General features: G+C 28.9%; 13 protein-coding genes and 1 tRNA gene. 6 read left to right on the top strand and 8 right to left on the bottom strand.

Translation table 11 applies throughout. The features are described 5' to 3' along the window. Positions 1-275 precede the first annotated feature (275 nt). From L3J60_RS05235 to L3J60_RS05250, 4 genes are read left to right on the top strand one after another with little or no spacing between them, the layout of a single operon-like run. Positions 276-1,202, top strand: a complete 927-nt coding sequence (locus tag L3J60_RS05235; RefSeq protein ID WP_291974439.1) for a glutaminase — start codon at positions 276-278, stop codon at positions 1,200-1,202. A gap of 21 nt (positions 1,203-1,223) precedes the next feature. Continuing rightward, positions 1,224-1,607: a hypothetical protein gene (locus L3J60_RS05240; RefSeq protein ID WP_291974440.1), complete on the top strand. Its 384-nt coding sequence runs from the start codon at positions 1,224-1,226 to the stop codon at positions 1,605-1,607. Between the two features lie 46 nt (positions 1,608-1,653). Beyond that, the gene (locus L3J60_RS05245) at positions 1,654-1,863 is read left to right on the top strand and encodes a YwbE family protein (protein WP_291974441.1); all 210 of its coding nucleotides are present in this window, start codon (positions 1,654-1,656) and stop codon (positions 1,861-1,863) included. Positions 1,864-1,874: 11 nt separating this feature from the next. After that, positions 1,875-2,510: a transglutaminase-like domain-containing protein gene (locus L3J60_RS05250; RefSeq protein ID WP_291974442.1), complete on the top strand. Its 636-nt coding sequence runs from the start codon at positions 1,875-1,877 to the stop codon at positions 2,508-2,510. A 91-nt stretch (positions 2,511-2,601) separates the two neighbouring features. Here the strand turns inward: L3J60_RS05250 and L3J60_RS05255 are convergent, their stop codons facing one another. The 3 genes from L3J60_RS05255 to L3J60_RS05265 form a co-directional block, all read right to left on the bottom strand. Continuing rightward, positions 2,602-4,107, bottom strand: coding sequence for a hypothetical protein (locus tag L3J60_RS05255; protein WP_291974443.1), 1,506 nt, complete (start codon positions 4,105-4,107; stop codon positions 2,602-2,604). Positions 4,108-4,116: 9 nt separating this feature from the next. After that, complete coding sequence (locus tag L3J60_RS05260) at positions 4,117-4,347, bottom strand: T9SS type A sorting domain-containing protein (RefSeq protein WP_291974487.1); 231 nt, start codon at positions 4,345-4,347, stop codon at positions 4,117-4,119. 141 nt (positions 4,348-4,488) lie between these two features. Then, positions 4,489-4,638, bottom strand: coding sequence for a hypothetical protein (locus L3J60_RS05265; protein WP_291974444.1), 150 nt, complete (start codon positions 4,636-4,638; stop codon positions 4,489-4,491). Between the two features lie 268 nt (positions 4,639-4,906). Here L3J60_RS05265 and L3J60_RS05270 point away from each other — a divergent pair, with 268 nt between their 5' ends. Then, a complete protein-coding gene (locus tag L3J60_RS05270) occupies positions 4,907-5,590 on the top strand; it encodes a class I SAM-dependent methyltransferase (RefSeq protein WP_291974445.1) in 684 nt (227 codons plus the stop codon). Here the strand turns inward: L3J60_RS05270 and L3J60_RS05275 are convergent. The 5 genes from L3J60_RS05275 to folB form a co-directional block, all read right to left on the bottom strand. After that, a complete protein-coding gene (locus tag L3J60_RS05275; protein ID WP_291974446.1) occupies positions 5,538-7,373 on the bottom strand; it encodes a M1 family metallopeptidase in 1,836 nt (611 codons plus the stop codon). The genes L3J60_RS05270 and L3J60_RS05275 overlap by 53 nt on opposite strands. A 230-nt stretch (positions 7,374-7,603) precedes the next feature. Beyond that, entirely contained in the window at positions 7,604-9,253 is a 1,650-nt protein-coding gene (locus L3J60_RS05280; protein ID WP_291974447.1) for a S8 family peptidase, read from the bottom strand. A 12-nt stretch (positions 9,254-9,265) separates the two neighbouring features. Further along, on the bottom strand, positions 9,266-10,126 hold the full coding sequence (locus L3J60_RS05285; protein ID WP_291974448.1) for an MBL fold metallo-hydrolase: 861 nt from the start codon (positions 10,124-10,126) through the stop codon (positions 9,266-9,268). A 92-nt stretch (positions 10,127-10,218) separates the two neighbouring features. Beyond that, a tRNA-Cys gene (locus L3J60_RS05290) sits at positions 10,219-10,289 on the bottom strand. 49 nt (positions 10,290-10,338) lie between these two features. Further along, on the bottom strand, positions 10,339-10,701 hold the full coding sequence (folB, locus tag L3J60_RS05295) for a dihydroneopterin aldolase (protein WP_291974449.1): 363 nt from the start codon (positions 10,699-10,701) through the stop codon (positions 10,339-10,341). A gap of 116 nt (positions 10,702-10,817) precedes the next feature. Between folB and L3J60_RS05300 the strand changes: the two genes are divergently transcribed. After that, entirely contained in the window at positions 10,818-12,497 is a 1,680-nt protein-coding gene (locus L3J60_RS05300) for a glutamine--tRNA ligase/YqeY domain fusion protein (RefSeq protein WP_291974450.1), read from the top strand. Positions 12,498-12,625 lie beyond the last annotated feature (128 nt).

A 12,625-nucleotide genomic window follows, 5' to 3' on the forward strand; every position in this document is an offset into this window, starting at 1 on the left:
CTGAAGGGGCAAACTGGTGATTCTATTAATTTTATGATGGCTGCCGCTGGATTTAACTTTAGGAAATTGATGAAAAAGTTAAAAACTTCTATTGTGTGGATAATTTTGAAATTCAAAATAGCAATACGCTATAGAATAAAGTTCAATTCAATTTTAAATGTGGCTTAAATCAACCCGAAATAGTGCTTTTTGAGGATTGACTAAATAAATTAAATTTGTAGTAGTAATTTTTGCTTGTTGTTTCTGCAATTTGTGAAATACAATACTATATAAAAATGAATACTACTATAAATTATAACACTTTATTTTCAGTAATTGCTGCAGAAGTTGAAACTACAGTATCAGTAGGTAAAGTGGCAGATTATATTCCAGAATTAGGCAAGGTTAATCCAGATAAATTTGGAGTTTGTTTAACCACATTAAATCAAAAACATTTTAAATTTGGTGATGCTAATGAAAAATTTTCAATTCAAAGTATTTCAAAAGTATTAGCATTAATTTTAGCCTATAAAATTGAAGGTGAAAACCTTTGGAATAGAGTAGGAGTTGAACCTTCTGAAACTCCGTTTAATTCTTTTGTTCAACTAGAAAATAATAATGGAATCCCGCGTAATCCATTAATAAATTCAGGAGCTTTAGTAATTTCTGATATTTTGGTGAGTCATCTTAAAAACCCAAAAAAAGATTTTTTAACATTTGTTAGAAGCCTTTCTAATAATAAAACTATTAATTATTCGGCTCGTATTGCGGAGTCGGAAAAAGCAACAAGTTTTAGAAATGCAGCATTTATTAATTTAATGAAATCGTTTGACAATATTAAAAATGATATTAATGTGGTTATGGATTTCTATTTTTATTTATGCTCTATTGAAATGACTTCTAAAGAACTTTCCAAAACGTTTTTATTTTTAGCTAATTATGGCGAAAATCCATTTTCAAAAGAAAGAATAATTAGTACTAGTAAATCCAAGCGAATAAATGCAATTATGCAACTTTGTGGGTTTTACGATGAAGCCGGAGAATTTTCTTTTAAAGTGGGTTTACCGGGTAAAAGTGGTGTTGGTGGTGGTATTGTGGCAATTCATCCAGGAAAATACAGCATTGTTGTTTGGAGTCCTGAATTAAATGAAAAAGGAAATTCTAAAAAAGGATTTAAATTTTTAGAATTATTTACTACCGAAACAGAAGCTTCAATTTTTTAAAGAACTATAAAAACGTCACACATGGAAACTTCAATTTTAATATCCAAAATTATAGGAATTATCTATTTTTCCTTCGGAATAGGATTGTTTTTTAATCCTTTTTATTATCAAAAAGTATTTAAAGAACTCTTTGAGAATACTTCTTATTTAATTTTAGGTGGAATATTAGCCATTATATTTGGTGTTTTCATTATTCAATACCATAATAATTGGGTAAAAAACTGGATCGTTTTAATTACTATTATTGGTTGGGTTGCACTATTAAAAGGAATTTTATTATTAGCATTTCCAACATCACTAACGGTATTCAAATCATTTTTTGTAAAGAAAAAAATCCATTGGTTTTTTGCCCCAATATTGATAATTTTTGGTTTAGTTTTTTTGTATTTTGGGTTTTTTCACTAAAAAAACTATTTTTTAAATGATTTAACACATTATAAAATTATTACTTATGAATAATGAAAAGCTTACTGGAAAAATTAGAAAAAATATTCAAATTGGAGTTCAAGTAGAAATTATTCAAAAACATCATCAACGGACTGGCGAATTAACCGAAGGAATCGTAAAAAGAATTCTTACCAATTCTTCAAGTCATCCACACGGCATAAAAGTTCAATTAATAACAGGTGAAGTTGGACGCGTAAAAAATGTTATACTTTAACTAGTTGATGTATGGATTATTTAAATGCCACCTATTATTTTGATTATGAAACTGATGAAATTCAAAAACTCATTCAGAAATTTAAGACAGATACGCTAACCCAAAAAGAAAAAGCAAAACAGTTGTATCTTAAAATTCGTGATAATTGGAGATACAATCCTTATCGAATTAGTTTATCTAAGGAAAATTATAAGGCAAGTGTCATTTCAAAAAAAACAGAAACACATTGTATAGATAAATCTATTTTGTTAATTGCTGGTTTGCGTGGATTACAAATTCCTGCAAAAATTCATCTAGCTAAAGTGAAAAATCATATTGGTATAGAACGAATAATTGAGAAATTTGGAACTGATGAAATAAGTCCACACGGAATGGTGGATGTTTTTTTAGATGGAAAATGGCTGAAAGCATCACCTGCTTTTAATAAAGAATTATGCCTAAAATGTAATGTAGCTCCGTTAGATTTTGATGGAGAAAGTGATTCCATATTTCAGGAATTTGACAATAAAGGGAATGAATTTATGGAATATTTAGAAGATTACGGATCATTTGATGATGTTCCAATAGATTTTATTTTTAAAAATTTTAAAGAAAACTATCCAAAAATATTTGAGAAATATGAAGGGCAAAAAGATATCATCATCTAATAATTAATTTCAAATAAAATATTTGATATATACTAAAATTTTATTGATAAACAGAGGAAGTTATTATTGAAAACTTATAATATAAATAACTTTATGGTTTGCTTATTTGATAAATTTTAGATGTTCCATACAAACCTTTATAAGATGTAATAAACTTTTTATTGAATTTATTAAAGTTGAAATTAAATTTATTTTTTGAGGTGATTGACCCTCTGTTAAAAATGCTGGGTTTACCAATTATATCTGTGTAGATATTATTTTTTGAGAGTAATTTGTAGAGTTCTCCCTTAGATTTTAATTGATTTAGAAGAAGAATATTTTTATAATTATCCATACCCGTTTTATAGTAAAATTGATTTAAAACAGCATCATTTTTAACTAGGAATTTGTCATTGGGGTGATTGATGATAAAATCAACTAAAACAGCATCATTATAGTATTTATAATAATGGTTTGGAAAAATACCGTAACTAAAATTCCAGATAAAAAGATTGAGTGCTAAGAGGATAAGAACTGTTTTATTAATTTTGTATTTTACAAATAAACTCAAGAATATTAGAAAAGGAATCATAATTATAAATTCAACATTTCCAACCGCGTAAATGGCAAATAAAAATTGAAGTATAAAAATTAAAAGATGCGTTTTTATAAAAGGATTTTCGTTGAGTTTTCGCCTTTTAAGAAGTCCTTTTCTTGAAACTAACTTAATAACTTTAAAGACGGAAAAGAAAATAAATAAAATAGGAATAACAAAAAGAAAATTCTTTCTAATAAGAAAATAAATGTTAGCGTGTATTTGAAAAAAAGTTCTAATACTACTTATAATGATTAAGATTAAATTATTCCAACCAAATTCGGTTTTGGCACTACCTGAATAGAAATCAAAGAATACAAAATGTATTAAATTATTTAGACTTAGCTCTTGATTGTTATAAAAAATTAAAACTAAACTATAAGCTAAGGGTACAATTAAAGCGGTTATACTATAAACCAAGATATATTTTAATTTTTTTGAATAAAAAATTGTACCAATCAACAAACCAAACCACCAAAAAAAATGTATTTGATGAAAGAGGCAGGCTATTGTTGCAAAAAATCCACTATATAAAATATATTTTAGATACTTAGTTTTTAAGAAATTCAGAAAATAAAAACTCCCAATTAATGAGAAAGTAATAGGTATAATATAGGTTTCGTTTTCTGTACCAAACCGCCAAAGGCTAAAACTAAATCCAATAATGATAATATAAAGTAATGTCTCCTTTTTAGGGATTGAAAGTTTGGCTAGTATTTTATAAAAAATGATAAGGTTTAATGCTTGAAAAAAAGCATTTATATACTTGGTAAATAAAAGGGTATTTATATCGCTAAAAAATAAGTTAAAAGGTTTTAATAAGCTGTATAAAAAATAGTTATAAATTAGGTGGTGTGGTAAAAATAAATTTTTAGCGTACTTAATATCCCCAGCATAAGCATAAGCATCTAAACTAGAATTATTGGTAGGATAAAAAATGTAGAACAAAGTTATAAAAACCATAACTTGATAAATGGTAATAAATTCTATTAAGTTCTTTATCCTACTAATAATTTTGTTCAAAATTTAATATTAATCTTTAATTAAAATACGTTTTTCTAAGCCATCTTTGTGTTCAATTGTAACAAAATAGATACCACTTGGAAGTTTAGGCAAATTTATAAAATTAATTTTCTTATTTATTATGTTTTGATAAACGATTACACCCTGTCTACTCATTACTTTTACTTTAGAACCTAAAAGAGAGTGATTGGAACTCTTAATTATAAATGTGTTTGAAAAGGGGTTAGGATAAACTGATATATTTTGTTTCCTTTATTCAAGATGAGTTAGTTGTCTTTGTTACAGTATAAGTGTTAATGAACTTACTTTTAACATCTACTTTCGCATGATTTTTATAACCGTTTAATGGTTTAAATGATATTATTATAGGATAAATTTGAATTATCTAGTGTAATTTTTTAGAAACTCTTTTAATGGCATTGGAGTCATATTTCTAGATCGATAATGCTGAACGTAAGTATTGTAATTTTTTTGAGCAAAATTAAATACACTGTCTGTTACGGAGTTTTCTGAAAGTGAAATGGTTCTCATAATAATAAGAATTTGGGGTTGATAATTCTTAACTATTAGAATAGTTATATTCAAAATAGAGTATAAAACTACAATCTATTTTTTAGAAAAACAAGTAGAATTGCCATTTATATTGTTTTTTATGCTATTTGTTATGTTTTTGATGTGATTTATTACATCATGTAACAAGTTGTTTGCATTATAAGTCTATAAAAACATAGTATATTTACAAAAATTAGTTAAATTATTAATTCATATTGTTATCTAAAACTAGCTATATCATTTAAAAATGGGACTTTATAATAAATTTGTTCTTCCAAAAGCAATTCACTGGGCTTGTAGCCAGAAACCTAATAGGTTACAACGTAAAAAAATAATTCCATTAGCAACGGGTAAAGTATTAGAAATAGGTATAGGATCAGGTTTAAACTTGCCTTATTATACCAAAAAGATAAAAAGCCTTATAGCTATTGACCCATCAGAAGATCTTTGGAAAAAAAATAATTTAAATACAGAAAATTTACCTTTTAATTTTGAATTTATAAAAGCTCAAGCTGAAAATATTCCATTAGCTAATAATAGTTTTGATACGGTGGTTATTACCTATGTAATGTGTACAATTCCAGATTTAGAAAAAGCTTTTTCGGAAATAAAAAGAGTATTAAAACCAACAGGAAAACTGTTGTTTTGCGAACATGGAAAAGCACCAGAAAAGGGAATCCAAAAATATCAAAATATTATAAACCCTTTTTGGAAACGTATTGGAGGAGGCTGTAATCTAAACAGAGATATTCCAACACTTATTGAGAATAATGGTTTTATCATTGAAAAATTAGAAACCATGTATATTCCCGGTTGGAAACCCGCTAGCTTTAATTATTGGGGAATTGCCAAAACTAAAAAGTTAATTAAAATTTTTCTTATTTTATTTCAATCGTATTATTACTTCTATCTACATCAGCCATTAACATAGATGTATCAATTTCAACTTTTTTAATTGTTTTAGAAACGTTAAAAGTATAAGTTGGATTTGCCCAAGCCCAGCTTTTTAAGATGGTGTTTTTAGTAGGTTTATGACCATACATCATTCTTAAAGGAATAGTAAATTCTTCTGAAGTTCCATCTACATATGTAACCGAAATATCAACAGGCATTGGCATTTCACCTACTCTAGCCAAAGTAATGGTTTTATTTTCAGCCTTAGCAATTGCATAGTCAATAGTATGTGTAGTTTCAATCCATTCATTTAAATACCAACCCAACTGTAAACCTGAAACTTTTTCAGCAGTTCTTATAAAATCATTTGGTGTTGGATGTTTAATTTTAAAATCTTTAAAATACTTTTTTAGTGTATTTGCAAGATTCTTTTTCCCAATAACATAATTTAATTGTGATAAAAACATGCTTCCTTTTGTGTAGCTTCCAACACTAAACATTACATTAGTATTAAACCGATCTGCATGTGTAGTTAAAGGTTCATCTAATCCATTTTTTACTACATAAAAATAACCTCCGTAATTTTTAGGAGAAAATCCTTCTACATTCCCTTTGGTAATTTCATTTGAAGCTAGTGTAGAAATATAAGTAGTAAATCCTTCATCCATCCATGAATGTTCACTTTCATTGGTAGCTAACATAAATTGAAACCACTCATGTCCAAATTCGTGAAACATAGTCCCTAAAATGCTATTTAAAGTTTCTCCTCCAGTAATTAAAGTACACATTGGATATTCCATTCCGCCATCACCGCCTTGAATTACAGAATATTGTTTATACGGATAGTTACCAATATGTGAATTGTAATAATTTAATGCTTTAACGGTATAAGGTTGCACTTCTTTCCAAGCTTTTGCAAATTTTTTATCGTTTTTATATAAAAAATTAAGCGTAGTTCCTGTATCTGTTTTAACCACGTCATGTTGATAATTTGGATCGGCTGCCCAAGTAAAATCATGTACGTTATAAGCTTTAAAATGCCAAGTTAAATTTTTTCCTTTTGGAAGTTTTAATTTTAGATTTTTATTTTCATATCCGTGGCCTATTTCTTGTGGATTTTGCAAATTTCCGGTGCCACCAACGGTATAATTTTTATCAATATGAAGAGTTACATCAAAATCTCCCCAAACTCCAAAAAATTCACGAGCAATATAAGGATCGGCATGCCAACCTTCAAAATCATATTCTGCTAATTTTGGATACCATTGTCCCATAGAAAGTGCTACGCCATCATTATTATTTCGCCCAGATCTTCTAATAAGAACAGGAACTTGACCTTTAAAAGTCATTTCAAAAGTTACTTTTTTACCAGGTTTTATAGGTTCATTTAAAACTACTTGCAACACAGTTCCAATTATTTTAAACTTAACAGATTTTCCATTTTGTTTTAAGGTAAGTACTTTTAAATAACCAATTTCACTAGGTTTAAGTTTTGCTATTCTGCTTTCGTATTTTGGATTTTCTTTAGTACCAATATTAGTTACCATTCTTTTATCAGGATCAACTATATTTTGCAATCGCATATCCATTTCGCTTTCTGGTTGAAAAGCATTAAAAAACAAATGATAAAACACCTGATGTAATTCATTTGGAGAATTATTTGTATATACTAATTTTTGAGTACCAGTATATTGATAATTTTGAACATTTACATCAACATCCATTGTATAATTAACATGTTGTTGCCAATAAGAAGTATTATTTTGAGCAGTTAAAAAAAAAGAAATGTTTAAAAATAGAAAGGTAAATAATTTTTTCATGAGATGTGTAATTATCAGAGGTTGCAATATAGATATAACTTATTTAAAAGAAAAAAATGACTATCTAAAAAGTCTTGAAAACCGTCATTCTGAACTTGTTTCAGAATCTCATCTTGCTGATTACCAGTGATTATGAGAACCTGAAACAAGCCCGCCTGCTGCTGGCAGGTTCAGGTTGACGAAACTTTTACTTTTTAGACAGCCTCTTTTTAACAGAACATTATAAGTTCTTATTTTTTGTTAACCATTTTATCGGCCAATACTAAAGCGTTATATGCATTCACAACACCTCCAGTAACTGAAAGGGTAGAAAAGTTAACCATTTTAGGTTCTTGACCTCTTTTTGCAGGTTTTATCACTTCCATAGTTACTTTAGTAGCTGAATTCATAATAATATGTTTTACTTGGCTTGCTGATAATTGAGGATAATATTCTCTAATTAAAGTAGCAACACCTGCAGTTTCAGGAGAAGCCATAGAAGTTCCGCTATATTTTGCATATTTATTTTCTGGTACAGAAGAATAAATTTGAACTCCAGGAGCAAATACATCTACATTTGTTTGTCCGTAATTAGAGAAAGTAGCAGGTAAATTTTCATTATAATTAATACTCATTGCACCAACGGTAAGCATATTATCTGCAAATTCGGTAATGTGATCTGCAGAATCGTTTGGCCAGTTTGCTTTAATATCGATATTTTTATTGTCATTACCCGCTGCATGTACCAATAAAACATCATGTTTTGCAGCATATTTAATAGCATCAAAAACCCATTCTTTATTAGGAGACCAACTTTTACCAAAACTCATATTAATTACTTTTGCTCCATTATCAACGGCATATCTAATTGCTAAAGCAATGTCTTTATCTCGTTCATCTCCATCTGGTACAGCTCTAACAACCATTAATTTAGCATTATTTGCAACTCCGTTTAATCCAATTCCATTGTTACGTGTTGCTAAAATAATACCTGAAACATGGGTTCCATGAGATTCAGTTTTTGTTGAACCAATTACGTTGCCATTACCATAATTGGTATCATTAATATCTTCAGGATTATCTCCTACAATTTTTCGCCCATTAAAGTTTAAATCCCAATTTTTGTTTGCTTTTTGAGTGTTATAATATTTTAAATAAGCTTTTTCATCTAGGCCTCTGCTAAATAATCCTAAAACATCACCTATTTGAGCTTGGAGTGTTTTATCTTCAGTTTTAATTGCTTGTAAATCTTCTAATGTAAAACTATCTTTTCCTAAGAATTTTTTAATAGCTGCAAAATTTTCACTAATTTGTTTTAAACGAGCCATTGTTTTAAAATGTCTTGCAGAACTAGCTTCATAAGCTTTTTTGTACATTAAATATTTTTCATAAGCTGGTTTTTCACTTTCTGTAATGGTTTCCGCTGTTTTACCTTCAAATTGGGGTTTAATTTTAGCATATAACCTTGTTATTTCAAGTTGCTCTGGAGCAGCAACACCATTTCCACCTAAAAAATTCCATCCATGAATATCATCTATATGTCCATTTTTATCATCATCAATTCCGTTTCCGGCAATTTCTTTTGGATTAGTCCAAACTTCATCTTTTAAATCTTCGTGATTGATATCAATTCCAGAATCAATTACAGCTACAACTACTGTTTGGCTTTTTTTACCTTCTAAAAATTTATACGCTTTGGTTACGCTCATTCCAGGTATAGAATCGGTAACTAAATCGGCATGTGCCCAGTTGTTAAATTGTTTATCACCAACTGTGCCTTTTTTAGCGGTTGCATTAACAGCGGTATTCATAGTAGGAACTGCTAAGTTTTTTACAGAAGCACAACTTGCAAGTGTTAGTGTTGCTACAACTGCTACGTACATGGGTTTTAATATTCTCATTTTTATTCTCTTTTAATTAAATATTTGATTGAATTTATAAGTTTGATTTAATCGTACTCCTTTTTCAGTGTGTTTTACGGTACATAATTGATTTGTTGCATCGTGTTCTAAAAACAAGTAATAATTTTCATCAGCTGCTTTATTTAAAAACGCTGCTTTTTCATCCATTGTTAACAATGGACGAGTATCATATCCCATTACATAAGGTAAGGGAATATGCCCAACAGTTGGTAATAAATCTGCTGCAAAAACTATGGTTTTACCTTGATATTGAATATGAGGAATCATTTGTTTATCGGTATGTCCATCAGCAAAAAGGATATCGAATCCTAATTCGGTATTTTTAGCAAAATTATTAATTGGAATAGTTACAAAATTTAGTTGACCACTCGCTTCCATTGGATTTATATTTTCCTTTAAAAAGGAAGCTTTTTCTCTTGGATTTGGTTCTGTAGCCCATTTCCAATGATTTTTGTTACTCCAAAATTTAGCGTTTTTAAAAGCAGGTTCATAACCTGTTTGGTTTTTATTCCATTGAATGCTACCTCCACAATGATCAAAATGTAAGTGTGTTAAAAATACATCGGTAATATCATTTCTATGAAATCCATATTTTGCTAAAGAAGTATCTAATGAATAATTTCCAAAGAAAAAATAATAACTAAAAAATTTATCAGATTGTTTATTTCCTGTGCCGGTATCAATTAAAATAAGTCGATTTCCGTCTTCAATTAACATACATCGAAGGCTCATATCAATTAAATTATTGCTATCTGCAGGATTGGTTCTTTGCCATAAAACTTTAGGAACAACTCCAAACATTGCCCCGCCATCTAATTTAAAGTTTCCTGTTTCAATAGGGTATATTTTCATACATAAGCTTATGAGTACAAATATACATGATTTTATAGCTATTAATATGTTAAAGAAAACAAAAAACCTAAGGGATTCCTTAGGTTTTTTTGAGGCGACGAGCGGATTCGAACCGCTGTAGGAGCTTTTGCAGAGCCCAGCCTAGCCACTCGGCCACGACGCCATTATTGGATTGCAAAATTAACTATTTTTAATAAGTTACCAAGTGTTTTTTATGGATTTCTTTTTTTTGACATTTCTATAGTAACCATAGCTACATTACCTCCAATTGGCGGATTTAACTTTGAGATGGCAACGGTAGCTTTTTTTACTATTGGTATTTCTTCTAAAATTTTATCTAAAATCCGTTTCGCAACTTCTTCTAATAATTTTGAACGAATAGCCATTTCATTTTTTACAATTTTATTTAAATGTACATAATCAACGGTATCTGATAAATTATCTGTTTGTGCTGACTTTGATAAATCGGCTTTCACTTTTAAATCTACTCGGTAATCTGAACCTATTTTACCTTCCTCAATTAAACAACCGTGATAGGCGTAAATACGAATATTTCTTATTTTTATAACTCCCATTTAAAAAACTTTAAACAAAGATAAGTTGTTTTATCTTTTTTAATACTATTGCTGTTATTTTTATAGTTGCATTGCGAAAAAAAATCGATAATTTTGTGACTTATAAGATTTGTATTATGAGTGAAGAAAAAAAATCGTTGAATTTTATTGAGCAAATTATTGAAGAAGATTTAGCAAACGGATTACCAAAAGAAAAATTAAGGTTTCGTTTTCCTCCTGAACCAAATGGGTATTTACATATTGGACACGCGGCCTCTATTTGTTTAAATTTTGGATTAGGATTAAAATATAATGCTCCTGTAAATTTACGATTTGACGATACAAATCCGGCAAAAGAAGAACAAGAATATGTAGATGCTATTAAGCACGACATTGAATGGCTTGGTTTTAAATGGGATAAAGAATTGTATTCTTCTAACTATTTTCAACAATTATATGATTGGACTTTAGCATTGATTAAAGAAGGAAAAGCTTATGTAGATAATCAATCTTCTGAGGAAATGGCTATTCAAAAAGGAACTCCAACAGAAGTGGGAACTGATAGCCCAAATAGAAATCGTTCTATTGAAGAAAATTTATCACTTTTCTTAAAAATGAAAAATGGAGAATTTGAAGAAGGTTCTCATGTGTTACGTGCAAAAATTGATATGAAACATGTAAATATGCATATGCGCGACCCAATTATGTATCGAATTTTAAAAAAAGAACATCATAGAACAGGTACAGATTGGTGTATTTACCCAATGTATGACTGGACTCACGGAGAATCGGATTATATTGAACAAGTTTCTCATTCTATTTGTACGTTAGAATTTAAAAGTCATAGAGATTTGTACGATTGGTATGTTGAGCAAGTTTATGATAATTCAAAATTAAGACCAAAACAACGCGAATTTGCTCGTAGAAATTTGAGTTATACGGTTATGAGTAAGCGTAAATTATTACAATTAGTTGAAGAAGGTGTGGTTTCTGGTTGGGATGATCCTCGTATGCCAACCATTTCAGGTTTACGTAGAAGAGGTTATACTCCAATGTCTATTAGAAATTTTAGCGATATTTCAGGTATTTCAAAAAGAGAAAATGTTACCGATGTGGCTTTATTAGAACATTGCATAAAAGACGATTTAAACAAAACCACACCTAGAGTAATGGCTGTTTTAAATCCAGTAAAAGTAGTAATTACCAATTATCCTGAAGGGAAAGAAGAATTTTTAGATGCCAATTATAACGATTATGAAGAAGGTTTTGGAAGTAGATTAGTTCCTTTTTCTCGTGAAATTTATATTGAAAAAGAAGATTTTAGAGAAGAAGCCAATAAAAAATTCTTTCGATTAAAACTAGGAAAAGAAGTTCGGCTTAAAAATGCGTATATCATTAAAGCAGAAAGTTGTAAAAAAGATGAAAATGGCGAGGTTACTGAAATTCATTGTACCTATGATGAAGATAGTAAAAGTGGAAGCGGAACAGAAGCTAGTAAACGAAAAGTTAAAGGAACTTTACATTGGGTTTCAATATCACATGCTATAAAAGCAGAGGTTAGAGTTTATGATCGATTATTTACGGATGAAGCTCCGGATGGTCATAAAGATGTTGATTTTAAAGAGTTTATAAATCCAAAATCCTTACAAATAATTAATGCTTTTGCAGAGCCAAGTTTAAAAACTGCAAAAGTTTTAGATAGAGTTCAGTTTCAACGATTAGGTTATTTTTGTGTAGATAAAGATAGTACTTCAAATAAATTAGTGTTTAATAGAACGGTGCCATTGCGGGACAGTTGGGCGAAACAAAATAAATAGTTTTTATGTGAATAATGAGTGAGAAAAATAGTTGCTTTAACTATATTAAATCACAAATTTAGTACTTAAATTAACATAAATTTTATTCTAAAAAAGTACTCATAGTTACTATAAATGGAATGATGTTT

This window comes from Lutibacter sp., from assembly GCF_021647475.1.
GTDB lineage: Bacteria > Bacteroidota > Bacteroidia > Flavobacteriales > Flavobacteriaceae > Lutibacter.

Excerpts from the sequence above, each read along its gene's own strand:
- L3J60_RS05250 (WP_291974442.1), top strand. The coding sequence starts at position 1,875 with ATGGATTATTTAAATGCCACCTATTATTTTGATTATGAAACTGATGAA.
- L3J60_RS05240 (WP_291974440.1), top strand. The coding sequence starts at position 1,224 with ATGGAAACTTCAATTTTAATATCCAAAATTATAGGAATTATCTATTTT.
- L3J60_RS05265 (WP_291974444.1), bottom strand. The coding sequence starts at position 4,638 with ATGAGAACCATTTCACTTTCAGAAAACTCCGTAACAGACAGTGTATTT.
- L3J60_RS05280 (WP_291974447.1), bottom strand. The coding sequence starts at position 9,253 with ATGAGAATATTAAAACCCATGTACGTAGCAGTTGTAGCAACACTAACA.
- L3J60_RS05245 (WP_291974441.1), top strand. The coding sequence starts at position 1,654 with ATGAATAATGAAAAGCTTACTGGAAAAATTAGAAAAAATATTCAAATT.
- L3J60_RS05270 (WP_291974445.1), top strand. The coding sequence starts at position 4,907 with ATGGGACTTTATAATAAATTTGTTCTTCCAAAAGCAATTCACTGGGCT.
- L3J60_RS05300 (WP_291974450.1), top strand. The coding sequence starts at position 10,818 with ATGAGTGAAGAAAAAAAATCGTTGAATTTTATTGAGCAAATTATTGAA.
- L3J60_RS05235 (WP_291974439.1), top strand. The coding sequence starts at position 276 with ATGAATACTACTATAAATTATAACACTTTATTTTCAGTAATTGCTGCA.
- folB (WP_291974449.1), bottom strand. The coding sequence starts at position 10,701 with ATGGGAGTTATAAAAATAAGAAATATTCGTATTTACGCCTATCACGGT.
- L3J60_RS05275 (WP_291974446.1), bottom strand. The coding sequence starts at position 7,373 with ATGAAAAAATTATTTACCTTTCTATTTTTAAACATTTCTTTTTTTTTA.
- L3J60_RS05285 (WP_291974448.1), bottom strand. The coding sequence starts at position 10,126 with ATGAAAATATACCCTATTGAAACAGGAAACTTTAAATTAGATGGCGGG.